This window comes from Mycobacterium sp. PO1, from assembly GCF_017312405.1.
Taxonomy (GTDB): Bacteria; Actinomycetota; Actinomycetes; order Mycobacteriales; family Mycobacteriaceae; genus Mycobacterium.
On record NZ_BLTG01000046.1, the window covers coordinates 26,972 to 43,706 of the forward strand.

At 68.7% G+C, this 16,735-nt stretch carries 17 protein-coding genes and 2 tRNA genes; 11 read left to right on the forward strand and 8 right to left on the reverse strand.

Features of this window, described 5'->3' with window-relative positions; all coding sequences use genetic code 11:
- The first annotated feature begins 53 nt into the window (after positions 1-53).
- Both J3476_RS16305 and J3476_RS16310 read left to right on the forward strand, forming a co-directional pair.
- Positions 54-125 (forward strand) — tRNA-Gln (locus J3476_RS16305).
- Positions 126-189: 64 nt separating this feature from the next.
- Positions 190-265 (forward strand) — tRNA-Glu (locus J3476_RS16310).
- A 167-nt stretch (positions 266-432) separates the two neighbouring features.
- Here the strand turns inward: J3476_RS16310 and J3476_RS16315 are convergent.
- A complete protein-coding gene (locus J3476_RS16315; RefSeq protein ID WP_207067455.1) occupies positions 433-1,134 on the reverse strand; it encodes an IclR family transcriptional regulator in 702 nt (233 codons plus the stop codon).
- Positions 1,135-1,172: 38 nt separating this feature from the next.
- On the opposite strand from J3476_RS16315, the gene leuC reads away from it, so the two are divergent.
- The 3 genes from leuC (at position 1,173) to J3476_RS16330 (ending at position 4,114) form a co-directional block, all read left to right on the forward strand.
- Positions 1,173-2,618, forward strand: a complete 1,446-nt coding sequence (gene leuC / locus J3476_RS16320; RefSeq protein ID WP_207067456.1) for a 3-isopropylmalate dehydratase large subunit — start codon at positions 1,173-1,175, stop codon at positions 2,616-2,618.
- Positions 2,619-2,668: 50 nt separating this feature from the next.
- The gene (leuD, locus tag J3476_RS16325) at positions 2,669-3,262 is read left to right on the forward strand and encodes a 3-isopropylmalate dehydratase small subunit (RefSeq protein ID WP_207067457.1); all 594 of its coding nucleotides are present in this window, start codon (positions 2,669-2,671) and stop codon (positions 3,260-3,262) included.
- Between the two features lie 201 nt (positions 3,263-3,463).
- Positions 3,464-4,114 (forward strand): HU family DNA-binding protein, encoded by a 651-nt coding sequence (locus tag J3476_RS16330; RefSeq protein WP_207067458.1) that lies wholly within the window; start codon positions 3,464-3,466, stop codon positions 4,112-4,114.
- A 92-nt stretch (positions 4,115-4,206) separates the two neighbouring features.
- On the opposite strand, the gene J3476_RS16335 is transcribed toward J3476_RS16330, so the two are convergent.
- From J3476_RS16335 to cofC, 3 genes are all read right to left on the reverse strand, one after another.
- Positions 4,207-5,136 (reverse strand): bifunctional NUDIX hydrolase/histidine phosphatase family protein, encoded by a 930-nt coding sequence (locus J3476_RS16335; protein ID WP_207067459.1) that lies wholly within the window; start codon positions 5,134-5,136, stop codon positions 4,207-4,209.
- Between the two features lie 36 nt (positions 5,137-5,172).
- Positions 5,173-7,296, reverse strand: a complete 2,124-nt coding sequence (locus J3476_RS16340; protein WP_286183246.1) for an RNA degradosome polyphosphate kinase — start codon at positions 7,294-7,296, stop codon at positions 5,173-5,175.
- Between the two features lie 88 nt (positions 7,297-7,384).
- Positions 7,385-8,065 carry a 2-phospho-L-lactate guanylyltransferase gene (cofC, locus tag J3476_RS16345; RefSeq protein ID WP_207067461.1) on the reverse strand — a complete coding sequence of 227 codons (681 nt, stop codon included), beginning with the start codon at positions 8,063-8,065 and terminating at the stop codon, positions 7,385-7,387.
- Between the two features lie 61 nt (positions 8,066-8,126).
- On the opposite strand from cofC, the gene J3476_RS16350 reads away from it, so the two are divergent.
- The 3 genes from J3476_RS16350 to J3476_RS16360 are packed head-to-tail and all read left to right on the forward strand — an operon-like array spanning position 8,127 to position 11,374.
- Positions 8,127-9,104 carry an NAD(P)H-dependent glycerol-3-phosphate dehydrogenase gene (locus J3476_RS16350; RefSeq protein ID WP_207067563.1) on the forward strand — a complete coding sequence of 326 codons (978 nt, stop codon included), beginning with the start codon at positions 8,127-8,129 and terminating at the stop codon, positions 9,102-9,104.
- 4 nt (positions 9,105-9,108) lie between these two features.
- Positions 9,109-10,218, forward strand: coding sequence for a cystathionine gamma-lyase (locus J3476_RS16355; RefSeq protein WP_207067462.1), 1,110 nt, complete (start codon positions 9,109-9,111; stop codon positions 10,216-10,218).
- A gap of 52 nt (positions 10,219-10,270) precedes the next feature.
- Positions 10,271-11,374 carry a D-alanine--D-alanine ligase family protein gene (locus J3476_RS16360; RefSeq protein WP_207067463.1) on the forward strand — a complete coding sequence of 368 codons (1,104 nt, stop codon included), beginning with the start codon at positions 10,271-10,273 and terminating at the stop codon, positions 11,372-11,374.
- Positions 11,375-11,506: 132 nt separating this feature from the next.
- Here the strand turns inward: J3476_RS16360 and J3476_RS16365 are convergent, their stop codons facing one another.
- Both J3476_RS16365 and J3476_RS16370 read right to left on the reverse strand, forming a co-directional pair.
- A complete protein-coding gene (locus J3476_RS16365) occupies positions 11,507-12,157 on the reverse strand; it encodes a DUF3515 domain-containing protein (protein ID WP_207067464.1) in 651 nt (216 codons plus the stop codon).
- Positions 12,158-12,167: 10 nt separating this feature from the next.
- Positions 12,168-12,410 (reverse strand): Lrp/AsnC family transcriptional regulator, encoded by a 243-nt coding sequence (locus tag J3476_RS16370; RefSeq protein ID WP_152516591.1) that lies wholly within the window; start codon positions 12,408-12,410, stop codon positions 12,168-12,170.
- Between the two features lie 116 nt (positions 12,411-12,526).
- Between J3476_RS16370 and J3476_RS16375 the strand changes: the two genes are divergently transcribed.
- Positions 12,527-13,501, forward strand: a complete 975-nt coding sequence (locus tag J3476_RS16375) for a thiamine-phosphate kinase (protein WP_207067465.1) — start codon at positions 12,527-12,529, stop codon at positions 13,499-13,501.
- 11 nt (positions 13,502-13,512) lie between these two features.
- The gene (locus J3476_RS16380; RefSeq protein WP_207067466.1) at positions 13,513-14,190 is read left to right on the forward strand and encodes a uracil-DNA glycosylase; all 678 of its coding nucleotides are present in this window, start codon (positions 13,513-13,515) and stop codon (positions 14,188-14,190) included.
- 5 nt (positions 14,191-14,195) lie between these two features.
- Here J3476_RS16380 and J3476_RS16385 read toward each other — a convergent pair whose 3' ends face one another.
- Complete coding sequence (locus J3476_RS16385; RefSeq protein ID WP_207067467.1) at positions 14,196-14,534, reverse strand: hypothetical protein; 339 nt, start codon at positions 14,532-14,534, stop codon at positions 14,196-14,198.
- A 96-nt stretch (positions 14,535-14,630) separates the two neighbouring features.
- Positions 14,631-14,825, reverse strand: coding sequence for a 50S ribosomal protein L28 (rpmB, locus tag J3476_RS16390; protein ID WP_152516595.1), 195 nt, complete (start codon positions 14,823-14,825; stop codon positions 14,631-14,633).
- A gap of 266 nt (positions 14,826-15,091) precedes the next feature.
- Between rpmB and J3476_RS16395 the strand changes: the two genes are divergently transcribed.
- A complete protein-coding gene (locus J3476_RS16395; RefSeq protein ID WP_207067564.1) occupies positions 15,092-16,735 on the forward strand; it encodes a DAK2 domain-containing protein in 1,644 nt (547 codons plus the stop codon).

Consider the following 16,735-nt stretch of genomic DNA (forward strand, 5'->3'; position numbering starts at 1 on the left):
CGGGGTGCGTCGAGGCCGAAAATAGCTTGTGACCAGCGGTGACAAGCAGCCAATGGGGTATGGTGTAATTGGCAACACAGCTGATTCTGGTTCAGCCATTCTAGGTTCGAGTCCTGGTACCCCAGCGAGACAACGAGATTAGGTCAGCGTTCTCGGCTGAGTTATGCTGACCGTCCGAAACGAGTTCTAGCCCCCGTCGTCTAGCGGCCTAGGACGCCGCCCTCTCACGGCGGTAGCGTGGGTTCGAATCCCATCGGGGGTACCAGTCACCGACTCCGGACCGAATGCGGTCCGGAGTTTCGTGCTTTCCGGGGCCCTTTCTCGTGAGGCGAGGCCCTTCGTGAGCGGCTCGTATCCAATCGGTTTCTCGCCGTCTTCTCGGGGCCCTCCTTTGCGAGGCCGCCTTTTGGCGAGGTCGTCGTGCCCGTCGTGTCACAGACGGCGGGTGAGCGCCTCTGCGGCGGCCACCAGGTCCGCGGCCCACCGTGCCCCCGGCCGGCGGCCGATCCGGTCGATCGGACCCGACACCGACACCGCCGCGATGACGACACCGCGGGCGTCGCGGACCGGCGCTGAGACGCTGGCCACACCCGGCTCGCGTTCGGCCACACTCTGGGCCCAACCGCGCTTGCGGACCTCGGCCAGTGTGCGATCGCTGAAGGTTGCCCCCGGTAGCACCGCATGCTGGGTCGCAGTGTCGGCGTAGGCGAGCAGCACCTTGGCACCCGACCCGGCGGTCATCGGCAGCCGGGTCCCGACGGGCACGGTGTCGCGCAGCCCTGCCGGGGGTTCGAGCGCCGCCACACAGATCCGGGAGGTGCCCTCGCGCCGGTACAACTGCACGCTCTCTCCGGTCAGCTCCCGCAGGCGCGGCAGCACCGAAGCGCCCGCGGCGAGCAGCGGATCTTTGACGTGGCGGGCCAGTTCGGTGACCGCGGGCCCGATGTGCCACTGGCCGTCGCCGCCGCGGGCCAGCAGTCGATGGGTTTCCAAGCCGACGGCCAAGCGGTGCGCAGTGGCCCGCGGGAGGTCGGTCCGCTCGCACAGATCGGCAAGACCGCACGGTGAGTCCGCGACGGCATGAAGAACGCTCATCGCTTTGTCCAGCACGCCGATGCCGCTATCCTGTCTCACAAGGAGATACTGTCGTCCCAGATTGTGAGATAGTCAAGATGGCCCTCGCGCACCAGCCCCGCACCATGGCCGAAAAGGTGTGGAACGACCATGTCGTCGTTCCTGGAACCGGAGAGGGCGGGGCACGTCAACCCGACCTCATCTACATCGACCTGCATCTGGTTCACGAGGTGACCAGCCCGCAGGCCTTCGACGGGCTGCGGCTCGCCGGTCGTCCCGTGCGCCGCCCGGACCTGACGATCGCGACCGAAGACCACAATGTGCCGACCGTCGACATCGACAAGCCGATCGTGGATCCGGTTTCTCGCACTCAGGTCGAGACGCTGCGCCGCAACTGCGACGAGTTCGGCATCCGGCTGCACCCGATGGGCGACGCCGAGCAGGGCATCGTGCACATCATCGGTCCGCAGCTCGGGTTGACCCAGCCCGGGATGACGGTGGTCTGTGGCGACAGCCACACCTCCACCCACGGCGCCTTCGGTGCGCTTGCCATGGGTATCGGCACATCCGAGGTCGAGCACGTGCTCGCGACCCAGACGCTGCCGCTGCGGCCGTTCAAGACCATGGCGGTCAACGTCGACGGCCAGCTTCCCCCGGGCGTCAGCGCCAAAGACATCATCCTGGCCGTCATCGCCAAGATCGGCACCGGCGGTGGGCAGGGCCACGTGATCGAATACCGCGGCACCGCCATCGAATCGCTGTCGATGGAAGGCCGGATGACGATCTGCAACATGAGCATCGAAGCCGGCGCCCGGGCGGGCATGGTCGCCCCCGACGAGACCACCTTCGAGTTCCTGCGGGGTCGCCCCCACGCGCCTGAGGGCGCCGCCTGGGACACCGCGGTCGAAGCGTGGAGTCGGCTGCGCACCGACGACGGCGCCGAATTCGACACCGAGGTCTACCTCGACGCGTCGACGCTGAGTCCGTTCGTGACGTGGGGGACGAATCCCGGGCAGGGCGTACCGCTGGCGGGTTCGGTACCGGACCCGGAACTGATGCTCGACGAGGGAGAGCGCCAGTCTGCCGAGAAGGCGTTGGCCTACATGGACCTTCGTCCGGGAATGGCGATGCGCGACATCGCCGTCGACACGGTGTTCGTCGGGTCCTGCACCAACGGACGGATCGAGGATCTGCGTGTCGTCGCCGACGTACTGCGGGGCCGCCGTGTCGCCGACGGGGTTCGGATGCTGGTGGTGCCCGGATCGATGCGCGTGCGCGCCCAAGCCGAAGCCGAAGGGCTGGGCGAGGTGTTCACCGCGGCCGGGGCCGAGTGGCGGCAGGCGGGGTGCTCGATGTGCTTGGGAATGAACCCCGATCAGCTCTCGCCGGGCCAGCGCTGCGCGTCCACGTCCAACCGGAACTTCGAAGGCCGGCAGGGCAAGGGCGGCCGCACCCATCTGGTTTCGCCCGCGGTCGCGGCCGCGACCGCGGTCCGTGGCACCCTGTCCTCGCCTGCCGATCTGCCCGCGGCCCCGGCCCGCTGAACCCCAGAGCCACCCGAGCCCCGAGCCCCGAGAATCCTCAGGAGACCCCGATGGAAGCTTTCCGCACCCACACCGGCATCGGCGTTCCGCTGCGGCGGTCCAACGTCGACACCGACCAGATCATCCCCGCGGTGTACTTGAAGCGCGTCACCCGAACGGGATTCGAGGACGGCCTGTTCGCCGCCTGGCGCACCGACCCCTCCTTCATCTTGAATCAGGCCCCCTTCGACAACGGCTCGGTGTTGGTCGCGGGCCCGGACTTCGGAACCGGATCCTCCCGCGAACACGCGGTGTGGGCGCTCATGGACTTCGGATTCCGGGTCGTCATCTCGTCGCGATTCGCCGACATCTTCCGCGGCAATGCCGGCAAGGCAGGTCTGCTGGCGGCCGAAGTCGCCCAGGATGATGTGGAATTGTTGTGGAAGCTGATCGAGCAACAGCCCGGGTTGGAAATTGGTGTAAATCTTCAAGATCGAACGGTGACCGCAGGAACGGTCGTGGTGCCGTTCAACATTGACGACTACACCGCCTGGCGGCTGCTCGAAGGACTCGACGATATAGGCCTTACGCTGCGGAAACTCGACGAAATCGAGGAATATGAAAGCAGCCGTCCGGACTGGAAACCGCGCACCCTGCCGGCCTGACGACGGCCTTCGCAGAGGCGAATTCCGGACGCCGCAAGGCCCTTTTGAGGCCTTCGGTAGGAGGTCAAGCGCAGCAATCGGATTGAAAAAAGTTCGCTGGCTTGGCCTGAAATTGCGCGTGGCTCTTGGAAATCAGCAGGCAATGGGTTTACCGTGTCCACTAGTCGGCCCAAGTAGGGCCACTGGTTTCGGAGGTTTTGCATGAATAAAGCAGAGCTCATCGACGTACTCACGGAGAAAATGGGCTCGGATCGTCGGCAGGCCACCGCTGCGGTGGAGAATGTCGTCGACACCATCGTCCGTGCGGTGCACAAGGGTGACAGCGTGACGATCACCGGCTTCGGTGTTTTCGAGCAGCGCCGTCGCGCCGCCCGCGTGGCGCGCAACCCGCGCACCGGTGAGACGGTGAAGGTCAAGCCCACATCCGTTCCGGCGTTCCGGCCCGGTGCTCAGTTCAAGGCCGTTGTGTCTGGCGCGCAGAAGCTTCCGGCGGACGGTCCGGCCGTCAAGCGCGGCGTGACCGCGACGACCGCGCGGAAGGCCGCGAAGAAGGCTCCGGCGAAGAAGTCCGCTGCGAAGAAGGCTCCGGCCAAGAAGGCTCCGGCCAAGAAGGCCACCGCCGCCAAGAAGGCTCCGGCTGCCAAGAAGGCTCCGGCCAAGAAGGCCACCGCCGCCAAGAAGGCTCCGGCTGCCAAGAAGGCTCCGGCCAAGAAGGCCACCGCCGCCAAGAAGGCTCCGGCTGCCAAGAAGGCTCCGGCGAAGAAGGCCGCGGCCAAGGCTCCCGCCAAGAAGGCTCCGGCCAAGAAGGCCACGGCCGCCAAGAAGGCGCCCGCCAAGCGCGGTCGCCGGTAGTCAGTTCTCGAATTTCGCCGCGGGTCGACACGACCCGCGGCGAATTCGTGTGCCGGGCGCTCGGCCGGCACGGGTTGAATTCAATTGTGCGGTTACTTCTTCGGTGGGAGCGCCGTGTCGATGTGGTCGGCGGCGATCAGTCGCCCGTCGACAAGCGACATCACCCAGGTGCTGCCCTTGCGGTTGCCGGCCTGACCGGGGCGGACCCCGTCGCGCTTGCACCACCAGTCCACGAGGCCCGGAATGACCTTTCCCTGACTGCAGATCACCGGGGTGGCTGACGAGGCCGCGATGTCGAGGATGCGTTCGTGCGCGGCGTCGCGATCGCTCTTGTAGGCCTCCTCGGTCAACGAGGTCTCGGCGCGGATCGTCGCACCCAGTTCTTCGGCCAGCGGGTCGAGCGTCTGCTGACAGCGCACCCGGTCCGCGGCGAACAGTTCCTCGGCGCCGAAGGCCAACAGCTGACCGATCAACGATTCCGCCTGCGCACGACCGTGCTTGTCCAACGGACGCAGGCGATCGTCGCCGACGAAGCGGGACTTGCTGCCGGCGGTGGCGTGCCTGACGATCAGTACCGACCGGGTGTCGGCGGGTGCGGCCAGGAACCGGCTGACGACGTCACGGTCATGCGGATACTGCAATTCGGACATCGCCTGGTGTGCCGGAAGCCACTTCAGCTCGTCCACCTCGTCGTTGGCCCTGAACTCGCCGTGCAGGTGCCGAGCCGCCCAGTACCGGACCTGCTTGGCGCCCTGGGGAACCGAATAGTGCACGGTGGCGAGTTGCCGCCCCAGCCTGGCGCGGAAGCCCGTCTCCTCTTCGATCTCGCGCGCGGCCGCGATCGGTTCGTTCTCACCCGGGTCGACCTTGCCCTTGGGCAGCGACCAGTCGTCGTATCGGGGACGATGGATGATCGCGATCTCCGGCGTCTCGTCACGCGGGCCGGGACGCCACACCACTGCGCCCGCAGCCCGGATCGTCTTCGTGTCCGAAATCGGATCCGGCGATGTCGCCTTCGGCAACTCAGCTCCTGCGGGTCGTCACGGTCCTGGCGGTGCTCACGAGTAGCGGTGTCGTTCCATCATCGACACCTGGTGGTCCCGGACGGTCTGTCCCTCCTGCGGAGAGGCCGTCCAGCGTCCGTCAGGACCCAATTCCCAGCAGCGGGTCTGCGGATCGGTAGCCGATTCGAAGATGTCGTCGAGTTGGGCGCTCAGCCGCGGATCCTTCACCTGGGCCATCACTTCCACTCGCCGGTCGAGATTACGATGCATCATGTCCGCGCTGCCGATCCAGTATTCGTCGATGGCGCGGAAATGAATGATCCGTGAATGCTCGAGGAATCGGCCCAGAATCGAGCGCACCACGATGTTCTCCGAGAACTCGGGCACGCCGGGGCGCAGCGCACAGATTCCCCGCACCACCACCTCGACCCGGACCCCGGCCTGCGAAGCCCGGTAGAGCGCGTCGATCACCTGCTCGTCGACCAACGCGTTGGCCTTCAAGCGGATCCGGCCCTCGGCGCCGTCGCGGGTCGCGGCGATCTCGCGCTCGATGCGTTCGATGATGCCCCTGCGCACCCCGTAGGGGGCCACCAACAGGTTGCGGTAGGAGTCCTTGCGCGAGTATCCGGTCAGCGAGTTGAACAGGTCGGTCAGGTCGGCGCCGATGTCGGGTGCGGCGGTCAGCAGGCCGATGTCCTCGTACAGTCGGGCCGTCTTCGGGTTGTAGTTGCCGGTTCCGACATGGCAGTAGCGCCGGATCATCGAGCCCTCGCGGCGCACCACCAGGCAGGTCTTGCAGTGCGTCTTGAGGCCGATCAACCCGTACACCACGTGCACACCGGCTTGTTCGAGAGCGCGTGCCCACCTGATGTTGGCCTGCTCGTCGAACCGCGCCTTGATCTCGACCAGCGCCACCACCTGCTTGCCGGCCTCGGCCGCGTCGATCAACGCGTTGACGATCGGGGAGTCACCGGACGTGCGGTACAGGGTCTGCTTGATCGCCAACACGTTGGGGTCGGCGGCGGCCTGTTCGATGAAGCGCTGCACCGTGGTCGAGAACGAGTCGTACGGATGGTGAACCAGCACATCACCGTCGCGCAACGCCGAGAAGATGCTCTTGGGGGTCTCGCGTTCGCCGAATGCCGGGGGAGTGGCCGGCACGAACGGGCGGTCTTTGAGAGCCGGCCGGTCCACGCTGTACACCTGCCACAGCGAGGAGAGGTCGAGCAGGCCGGCGACCTCGACCACATCACCGGGGTCGACGTCGAGTTCGCGAAGCAGCAACTCGAGCATGCCCTCGGTCATGTCGTCGGAAACCTCCAGACGCACCGGGGAACCGAAGCGTCTACGGGCCAGCTCGCGCTCCAGGGCCTGCAGCAGGTCTTCGTCGCGGTCCTCCTCGACCTCGAAATCCGCGTTGCGGGTGATCCGGAATGCATGATGCTCGACGATCTCCAGGCCGGGGAACAGCACCGGCAGGAATGCCGCGATGAGCTCCTCCATCGGCAGGAAGCGGACGATGCCGGGATCAGCCGAACGGTCGGACAATTCGACGAACCGATCGACGTTGTCGGGCACCTTGATGCGTGCGAAATGCTGGCCGCCGTCGTCGGGATGCTTCACCGTGATCGCCAGATTGAGACTCAGACCGCTGACGAACGGGAAGGGGTGAGCCGGATCCACCGCCAGCGGGGTGAGCACCGGGAACACCTGCTCGTGGAAATAGGTCGACAGTTCGGCGCGTTCGGCGTCGTCGAGTTCGGCCCACGTCACGATGACGATGCCCTCGTCGGCCAACGCCGGGCGCACGCTCTCGAGGAACACCCTCGAGTGGCGGCCGGCGATCTGCCGGGTGCGTTCACTGATGCGGCGCAGCTGTTCGCGCGGCGACAGGCCGTCCGCCGAGCGCACCGACAACCCCATCTCGTCGCGGCGCTTCAACCCGGCGACGCGCACCATGTAGAACTCGTCGAGGTTGGAGGCGAAGATCGCCAGGAACTTCAGCCGTTCCAGCAGCGGCAGGCTCGGGTCGGCGGCCAGCGCGAGGACCCGGGCATTGAAGTCGAGCCAACTCAACTCGCGGTTAAGGTAACGGTCTTCCGGCAGGGGGTTCTCCACCTGCGGCGGGGTCGCCGCCGGTGGTGCCTCCGGCGCGGGCCCGACCCCCGCCGTGATCATCGGCAGGCCGTTCGTCGCTTCGGGACTATCCGGTCGCGTCTGCGCTTCGGTCATGGCACTGATGATCCCCTATCTGTCGGCCCTCCTGCTACCGAGATCGGTCATCGTGTGCACCCGAAGAGGCACCGTGCTCGATTGCCCGAGTGGTCGCTGTTCCCACACCGAGGCGCCGGGCCTGGGCAAGGTCTTCAGGGGTGTCGATGTCGTGCCGCAGGCCGGGCCAGGCGCCAGTCAGCTCGACCGCCCCCGAGTCGCGATGACGCTGCGCCGAATCGGTCCCGAACCGGGGTGCCAGCGCGACGCCGAACGAGAACAGCGCCGAGGTCCCCGTTCCGTGGCGATCGGCCACGAAGCTGCGCGGGTTGCTGCGCGCCGCGGCGATTGCCTCGCCAAGCTCCGTCGTGCGCAGCGCCGGCAGATCACCCTGCAACGCAACGACGTTGGAGGCGACTCGGCGCGCGTGTGCGTCCGCCGCCCGCAGTGCGTTGTTCAGCGGATCCCGGTGACCGTCGGGGGTCGGGTCCGCGAGTACCAGGCCGCCGAGCCCTCGAGCGGCCTCGGCGGCCGTCTGGTCTGGGGTGACGACGATGACGGTCGACACGGCCGGTACCGCGGCTGCTGCGGTGATGGTGTCGACGAGCATCGCCAAGACGACGTCTTCGCGGGCGGCTCCCGAAAACACCGGAGCCAGCCGTGTCTTGGCAGCACTGAGCCGTTTGACGGCGATCACCAGACCGACGTCGGCCTCGGTGTTGCCGCTGCCGCTCACGAGGCCATCCTGCCAGCCCTGCGGTGCCCGCTACGCTGAAGCCGTGGTCGAGGCGGCGGTGATGGGTGCGGGTGCGTGGGGATCAGCCCTGGCCAAAGTGCTGGCCGATGCAGGCAACCGCGTGACACTGTGGGCCCGTCGCCCGGAGCTGGCCGACGAGATCAATCGCACTCACCGCAACCCCGACTACCTCGATGTGACGTTGCCCTCCACGATCCGCGCCACCAGCGATCACACCGAAGCGCTCGCCGGTGCCTGCACGGTGCTGCTCGCGGTCCCGTCGCAGTCGCTGCGGGCCAACCTGACGAGTTGGTCCGACTGCATCGGGCCCGATGCGACACTGGTCAGCCTCGCCAAGGGCATCGAACTGGACACCCTGATGCGGATGAGCCAGGTCATCACCCAGGTGACCGGTGCCGATCCGGCCCGGGTCGCTGCGCTCACCGGTCCGAATCTGGCCAGCGAGATCGCGCGCGAGCAGCCGGCCGCCACCGTGGTGGCATGCAGTGACTCCGGCCGGGCAGTAGCCGTGCAGCGGGCACTGGCCACCGGGTATTTCCGCCCCTACACCAATTCCGACGTCATCGGCGCCGAGGTCGGGGGTGCCTGCAAGAACGTCATCGCGCTGGCCTGCGGCATGGCTGCCGGTTCGGGTCTGGGAGAGAACACGGCGGCGGCCATCATCACCCGCGGCCTTGCCGAGATCATGCGGCTGGGAATCGCCTTGGGTGCCAAGCCCGCCACGCTGGCCGGGCTCGCCGGTATCGGGGATCTCGTGGCGACCTGCATGTCGGAGCATTCGCGCAACAGGTCGTTCGGTGAGCGGCTGGGCCGTGGCGGCACCATGCAGGCGGCGATGGCCGCCACCGGAGGTCATGTCGCCGAAGGCGTCACCTCCTGTCAGTCGGTGCTCGCCCTGGCCGCCAGCTACGACGTCGAGATGCCGCTGACCGAGGCCGTGCACCGCGTGTGCCACAGGGGACTGTCCGTCGACGAGGCGGTGGCGCTGCTCCTCGGCCGTTCCACCAAGCCGGAGTAGCGCCATGGCCCGGGCGCACGGAGACTCCACTCGCAGTGTGAAAGCCGTTGGCACCGAACCGATTCCTGGTTCTCCCATTGGCCCGGTGCCGACTTCGGCGGCGGCCTATCACCTGTCGCGCGACGAGGACGCCGGTGTGGACACCTACGGTCGGGCGTCCAATCCGTCGTGGCGGCATCTGGAGTCGGCGCTGGCCCAACTCGAGGGCGCCGCCGCTGCGGTGACATTCGGTTCGGGCATGGCCGCCCTGTCGGCGGTGTTGCGGATCCTGGCCGAGCCGGGGCGCACCGTCGTCGTCCCCGCCGACGGGTACTACCAGGTGCGCGCGTACGCCGAGGAATTCCTGGCCGCCCGCGGAGCGAAGGTGGTCCAGGCGAGCTGCGCAGAGATGTGCGACGCGGCCGTCGGCGCCGACGTGGTGCTCGCCGAGACGCCGTCGAATCCCGGTCTCGATGTCGTCGACCTGCATCGCCTCGCGCTGACCTGCCGGTCGCAGGGCACAGTGCTCGTCGTCGACAACACCACCGCGACGCCCCTGGGCCAGCAACCGTTGTCCCTGGGCGCCGACCTGGTGGTCGGCAGCGCCACCAAAGCGCTCTCCGGTCACCACGACGTCCTGGCCGGTTACGTCGCCGGCAGCCACCCCGACCTCATCGAGCGGGTGCTGCGCGAGCGGCTGCTGGCCGGTTCGATTCTCGGCGCCTTCGAAGCGTGGCTGGTGCTGCGCAGCCTGGGTTCGGCCGGTCTGAGGTTAGAGCGTCAATGCCACAACGCTGCTGCGGTGGCGCTGATGCTCAGCGCCCACCCCTCGGTGCGTTCCGTGCGCTATCCCGGCCTGCCCGATGATCCGTCGCATGCGGTCGCCGCAGCGCAGATGCGCCGCTTCGGAGGGTTGGTGTCGGTGGAGCTGGCCGACGCCGAGGCGGTGCACGCGTTGGTCGAACGCAGTCAACTGCTGGTCGCGGCGACGTCCTTCGGCGGAATCCACTCCTCGGTGGACCGCCGCGCGCGGTGGGGTGATCCGGTCAGCGCCGGTTTCGCCCGGATCTCTCTGGGAATCGAGGACACCGACGACCTGCTCAGCGACCTCGACGAGGCGCTCAGCGCCCTGTGACGTCTCAGGCGAGGCCCGCGGCCGCGAGGCCGGACGGTAGCCTCTCTAGGTTGTGACTGCCCGCACCCGTGTCGCCGTCGTCTACGGCGGCCGCAGCTCCGAGCACGCGATCTCCTGCGTCTCGGCTGGCAGCATCCTGCGCAACCTCGACCCCGAGCGCTTCGAGGTGGTCGCCGTCGGCATCACCCCCGAGGGGTCCTGGGTGCTCACTGACGCCAAGCCCGAGACGCTGGCCATCACCGACGGCACGCTGCCCGGGGTGAGTGGCGCGTCGGGAACCGAGTTGGCGCTGGCCGCCGACCCCGGCCGGCGGGGTCAGCTGGTGTCGCTGGGACAGGGCGCCGGCGAGATGCTGGCCGCCGTCGACGTGGTATTCCCCGTGCTGCACGGACCCTATGGCGAGGACGGCACCATCCAGGGCCTGCTCGAACTGGCGGGCGTGCCGTACGTGGGGGCCGGGGTGCTGGCGTCGGCGGCCGGGATGGACAAAGAATTCACCAAGAAGTTGTGGGCGGCCGAGGGGCTGCCGATCGGCGATCATGTGGTGCTGCGTCCGAAACGGGCCACGCTGTCGTTGGAGGAGCAGGAGCGCCTCGGCCTACCGGTCTTCGTCAAACCCGCCCGCGGCGGCTCGTCGATCGGCGTCAGCCGGGTCGACAGCTGGGATCAGCTGCCCGCAGCCATCGACGCGGCCCGCCGGCACGATCCGAAGGTCATCGTCGAAGCCGCAGTGGCCGGTCGCGAGCTCGAGTGCGGCGTGCTCGAGTTCCCGGACGGACGCATCGAGGCGAGCACGGTCGGTGAGATCCGGGTCGCCGGTGTGCGGGGCCGGGAAGACGGTTTCTACGACTTCGAGACGAAATACCTGGAGGACGGCGCCGAACTCGACGTGCCGGCCAAGGTCGACGACGGCGTCGCCGAGCAGATCCGCGCGTTGGCGGTTCGTGCGTTCACGGCGATGGACTGCCAGGGTCTGGCCCGCGTCGACTTCTTCCTCACCGACAACGGCCCGGTGATCAACGAGATCAACACCATGCCGGGATTCACCACCATCTCGATGTACCCGCGGATGTGGGCGGCCAGTGGGGTGGATTACCCGACCCTGCTCGCCACGATGGTCGACACCGCCATCGCCCGGGGCACCGGTCTGCGCTGAGTACTCGCCGGGTGTGCGGGGAGTGCGCTGAGTACTCGCCGGTTGTGCGGGGATTGCGCCGAGAACTCGCCGAGCGTGCATGTGGTGCGAAATCCCGGCCCGGAGTTCGCGCTGAGTTCACGCTCGGCGCGACTACCGCGCCGGTGCCGGATCGATCGGTTGTGCCGGCAACGTCTCGGCGATCGCCGCGGAGAGCCGCTGGATGGGCGTGGGTCCGGAGCCGGCGGGCAGCGTGAGTGCCACGTACACCGGCCGATCCACTGCGAACCAGGTGCTGCGACCCGCCCCTGCTCCGCCCGCTCCGGCTTCGTCCGCTCCGGCGTCACCCGCCCCTGCTTCGCCCGCTCCGGCTTCACCCGCCCCTGCTTCGCCCGCTCCGGCGTCACCCGCCCCTGCTTCGCCCACCCGGAACCACTGCACCGCATCCACCATCTGCAGCGGCGCACCGACGACGAACTCGGCGGGGCGGTCCAAACCGCAGCGCAGAATCAGGGCCTCACCCCCGGCGTCGGATTGCCAGGCCGCGGTGCCCGCCGGCGCCGGCTCGACCACCGGGGCGCGCTGATAGTCGCCCAGCTGGTCGGGCAGCGCATCCATGAGAGCGCCGCATTCGGGGCTCTCGGCGCGGGGGGCGGGCACGGTGGAGATCGCGACCGGTTCCTGCGCGGGCTGACGCTGCTGCACCGCGGCGACCGCCAGAACCGCGACCACCGCGCCGACCGCGACGACGAGCGCGACGATCAACACCGGTTTGGGCGGGCCGTCACCGCTCTGGCTGCTCACCCGCCAAACTCTAGGGTGCCGCCCCGTCGGCGATCGGGCAGGTCAACGTCCGGGTGATACCGGGCACCTGCTGGACACCGGGCACCACCGAGGACGTCAGCTCGGCCAGTGTCGGCGCACCGACGCGGACCACCACGTCGTAGGGGCCGGTGACGTATTCCGACGACAGCACACCGGTCAGGCCCGCGAGCTGCTTGGCGACGACTTCGGCGCGACCGACCTCGGTCTGGATCAGAACGAAAGCCTCGACCACGCCGCAACACCTCCATCTGGCTGCATAGACTCCACGCCGCAGGAGCCAAACGTACCGCAGGTGCGTCCGGTGTTCAGGGCACGCGGCAGTGCGCGGGCGACGAGAGGAATCCACAGATGACCGGCGATGGTCCCGGCGCGACGCTGGCGGAGTCGGGTGAGTTCGCCGTCATCGACCGGTTGGTGGCGGGTCGTCGCCAGCCGCCATGGGTTCCGCTCGGACCCGGTGACGACGCTGCAGTCATCGCCTGCCCGGACGGACGCACCGTGGTGAGCACCGACATGCTCGTCGAGGACCGCCATTTCCGCCTGGATTGGTCGTCGCCCCACGACGTCGGTCGCAAGGCCATCGCCCAGAACGCGGCCGACATCGAGGCGATGGGCGGGCGCGCAACCGCATTCGTCGTCGGCTTCGCCGCGCCGGGACACACGCTCACCGCGCATGCGGTCGACGTGGCCGACGGCATGTGGCACGAAGCGGATCTGTTGGGTGCCGGCATCGTCGGCGGTGACCTGGTGTCCGGCCCGCAGTGGGTGGTGTCGGTGACGGCGCTGGGCGATCTCGGCGGACGGGCTCCGGTGCGGCGCAATGGCGCCCGTCCCGGGGACGTCATCGCGCTTATCGGGGAGCCGGGCCGCTCGCACGCCGGATACGAATTGTGGCGCAACGGAATCGAACAGTTCGACGAACTGCGCCGACGGCACCTCGTGCCGCAACCGCCGTACGGGCAAGGCGAGGTCGCCGCGCGCACGGGTGCGACGTCGATGACCGACGTCTCCGACGGTTTACTGGCCGACCTCGGGCACATCGCCTCCGCATCCGAGGTTTCCGTCGACATCTCGCTGGACCTGCTCGCTGCCGACCTCGACGCTGTCGCCGCGGCGGGCGCGGTGGTCGGCGCCGATGTCCGGCAGTGGGTGCTGGGCGGCGGCGAAGACCACGCGCTGGTCGCGACCTTCCCCGCGGATCCGCCCCCCGGCTGGCGGCGCATCGGTCGCGTGCGGGATCACACGGGTTCGCAGCCACAGGTCACCGTCGACGGTGTCCCGTGGCACGGCACCGCGGGCTGGGAGTCGTTCCGGGTCGACTAGGTTGGCCTGTCGTGACGGCACGCCCACTTACCGAGTTGATCGATCAGTCCTGGGCCGACGCCCTGCAACCGGTCCAAGCCCAGGTGGCGGCGATGGGCGAATTCCTGCGCGCCGAACTGGCCGCAGGACATCGCTATCTGCCGGCCGGCCCGAACATCTTGCGGGCCTTCACCTTTCCGTTGGACCAGGTGCGGGTGCTGATCGTCGGCCAGGACCCCTATCCGACGCCGGGTCACGCCGTCGGGTTGAGTTTCTCGGTGGCGCCCGACGTTCGGCCGCTGCCACGCAGCTTGGCCAACATCTTCACCGAATATTGCGCTGACCTCGGACACCCCGCGCCCACCTCCGGTGACCTGACACCCTGGTCGCACCAAGGTGTGATGTTGCTCAACAGGGTGCTGACAGTGCGTCCGGGCGAACCGGCGTCGCACCGGGGTAAAGGCTGGGAGGCCGTCACCGAATGCGCCATCAGGGCCTTGGTGGCACGGCGTCAGCCGTTGGTGGCAGTGCTGTGGGGGCGTGACGCGGCCACGCTGAAGCCGATGCTGGGGGACACCGCGTCCATCGAGTCGGCGCATCCGTCACCGTTGTCCGCTTCGCGCGGCTTCTTCGGATCCAAGCCGTTCAGCCGTGCGAACGAATTACTGGAGAAGATGGGCGCCGACCCGGTGGACTGGCGGTTGCCCTGACGAGATCAGGGCACCGGCGACGGAGTCACCTCAGGCATCTCCGGTGACGGCACGTCGACCGACGGCATGTCCGGTGACGGCACATCCACTGACGGCATGTCCGGGGACGGCACGTCGACCGACGGCATGGTCGGTGACGGCACGTCGACGTCCGGCGAGGGAACCTCGATGGTGTTCTCACCCTCGGTCGTCTCGGACGTGGTTTCCGTCGTCTCGGTGGTCGTCGTGCTGTCGTTGGCTGAGTCATCACCGCATGCCGCCAACAACCATCCCGCGGCGAGAGCCCCGGAGACAGCGATCAGAGCGTGGCGAGAGATTCCGGCGTGCAACATCTGCGTGCTCATTCCCATCCGGCAGGGCCGAGTGCCCCGCCTCAAGGAAATGCGTTACCCGCAAAAACCGCCGGTAAACGAGCGGACGTCACACCGGCGGGAACGCGCTCAGCCCCGGCTGACCTTGCCGGCCTTGAGGCAGGAGGTGCAGACGTTGACACGCTGCTTGTTGCCGCCGGGGCGCGTCACGGCGCGCACGGACTGGATGTTCGGATCCCACCGGCGGCTGGTCCGGCGATGGGAGTGTGACACCGACTTGCCGAAGCCGGGGCCCTTCCCGCAGATCTCGCACACGGCAGCCATAAGTAGAACTCCTCGATATCAGTACGTGGGGTCTGGGTCCTGGGGCCGCAGCTGACCGCGGCTCGACCCGACAACCCGACCAGAATACCGACCGGTGCAGTGATCACCAAAAAAGCGGCCGCACCGTCGCCATCCACAGCGGCGCCCCCTCCATTCACAGCTCCTCAACGGCAGCACGCGGCGCTGTCCGCGGCACTGGCTAGGCTGGCGCCCACGGCGTCAGCGCGGGGCTGGGTCGCGGGAGCCGCAGGTGTCTGGAGGTGGCGATGTCGGCGGGACTGCTCGACGCATCCGCCCTGCGGGCGTGGGCGCACAACGCGGTCGCCGACCTGATCAGCCACACCGATGAGATCAACCGGCTCAATGTCTTCCCCGTGGCCGACGCCGACACCGGCACCAACATGCTGTTCACGATGCGCGCCGCATGGGCGCAGGCCGACGCCCACTCCGAGGCCGACGACGCCTCCACGGTGGCGGCCCGGCTCGCCGACGGGGCGTTGCGCGGAGCCCGGGGCAACTCAGGGGTGATCCTGTCGCAGATCCTGCGCGGTCTGGCCGACGTGAGCGCCGAGGCGGCCGCGGACCGGGGCGGGGGACTGTCCGACATCGACGGGGCCTTGTTGGCAGCGGCGTTCCGGCACGCCGTCGGCCTTGCGGTGACCTCGATGGGCCAGCTCGTCGCGGGCACCATCGTGTCGGTGCTGCAGGAGGCCGCCTCGGCGGCCGAGGTCGCGGCGGGAACGGGCGCGGTGCTGGCCGAAGTGGTCGCCGAAGCGGGGCGGGCGGCGGCGTCCGCCCTGGAGCGAACCCCGACCCAACTCGAGGTGCTGGCCGCCGCGGGCGTGGTGGACGCCGGCGGCCGCGGGTTGCTCGTCCTGCTCGACGCGCTGAGCAGGACGTTGACCGGTCATGCGCCCCCACGCCCTGCCTACCTGCCCTCCCCGGCCGCGGCCGCTGTCGCACCGGCCGCCCCGGCGTCACCGCAGTTCGAGGTCATGTACCTGCTCGCCGACTGTGACGCCGACGGCATCGAGAAGCTGCGGGTGCGTCTGGACGAGCTCGGTGACTCCGTCGCGATCGCGGCTTCCGGACTGCGAGCCGGAACGCCGGGCCGCTATTCGGTGCATGTGCACGCCGACGATGCCGGCGCGGCCGTCGAGGCGGCCATCGAGGTCGGCACTCCCAGCCGTATCCAGATCACCGCGTTGAGCGGGGGTGGTGACCGGCATCCGTCAGGCAGCTGGACGCGCGAGCGCGCGGTGCTGGCGGTCGTCGACGGCGACGGGGCCGAGAGCCTGTTCCGTACCGAGGGCGCGCAGACGCTGAGAGTGGAGCCCGACGTCCCCATCAGCGCCCATCAGCTGCTCCACGCACTGGTCAACACCGGCGCGGCGCAGGTGATGGTGTTGCCCAACGGCTACGTCGCCGCCGAGGAGCTGCTGGCGGGCTGGGCCGTCGCGGCCGACTGGGGCATCGACATGGCCCCGATTCCCGCGGCGTCGATGGTGCAGGGCCTGGCCGCGCTGGCCGTGCACGATCCCGAACGCCGGTTGGTCGACGACGGGTTCACGATGGCCCGGGCCGCTGGGGGCGCCCGGCACGGATCGGTGCGGCTGGCCGCCGAGGAGGCGTTGACGTGGGCGGGCACCTGCCGGCCCGGTGACGGGCTGGGGATCGCCGGTGACGAGGTGGTCATCGTCGGCGACGGCCTCGTCGCCGCCGGCGCGGGGCTGATCGACGTGCTGCTGGCCGCGGGTGGTGAGCTGGTCACCGTGCTCACCGGTCACGATGTCGACGAGGACGTCGGCGCAGCACTGACCGCGCATGTCCGTGAACACCATCCGGGCACGGAGATGGTCACGTTCCACACCGGCCATCTCGGCGACGCGCTGCTGATCGGGGTGGAGTGA

Coding starts and splice junctions, on each gene's coding strand:
- leuC (WP_207067456.1), top strand. CDS start 1,173: ATGGCCCTCGCGCACCAGCCCCGCACCATGGCCGAAAAGGTGTGGAAC.
- leuD (WP_207067457.1), top strand. CDS start 2,669: ATGGAAGCTTTCCGCACCCACACCGGCATCGGCGTTCCGCTGCGGCGG.
- J3476_RS16330 (WP_207067458.1), top strand. CDS start 3,464: ATGAATAAAGCAGAGCTCATCGACGTACTCACGGAGAAAATGGGCTCG.
- J3476_RS16340 (WP_286183246.1), bottom strand. CDS start 7,296: ATGATCACGGCGGGGGTCGGGCCCGCGCCGGAGGCACCACCGGCGGCG.
- J3476_RS16350 (WP_207067563.1), top strand. CDS start 8,127: ATGGGTGCGGGTGCGTGGGGATCAGCCCTGGCCAAAGTGCTGGCCGAT.
- J3476_RS16355 (WP_207067462.1), top strand. CDS start 9,109: ATGGCCCGGGCGCACGGAGACTCCACTCGCAGTGTGAAAGCCGTTGGC.
- J3476_RS16375 (WP_207067465.1), top strand. CDS start 12,527: ATGACCGGCGATGGTCCCGGCGCGACGCTGGCGGAGTCGGGTGAGTTC.
- J3476_RS16385 (WP_207067467.1), bottom strand. CDS start 14,534: ATGAGCACGCAGATGTTGCACGCCGGAATCTCTCGCCACGCTCTGATC.
- rpmB (WP_152516595.1), bottom strand. CDS start 14,825: ATGGCTGCCGTGTGCGAGATCTGCGGGAAGGGCCCCGGCTTCGGCAAG.
- J3476_RS16395 (WP_207067564.1), top strand. CDS start 15,092: ATGTCGGCGGGACTGCTCGACGCATCCGCCCTGCGGGCGTGGGCGCAC.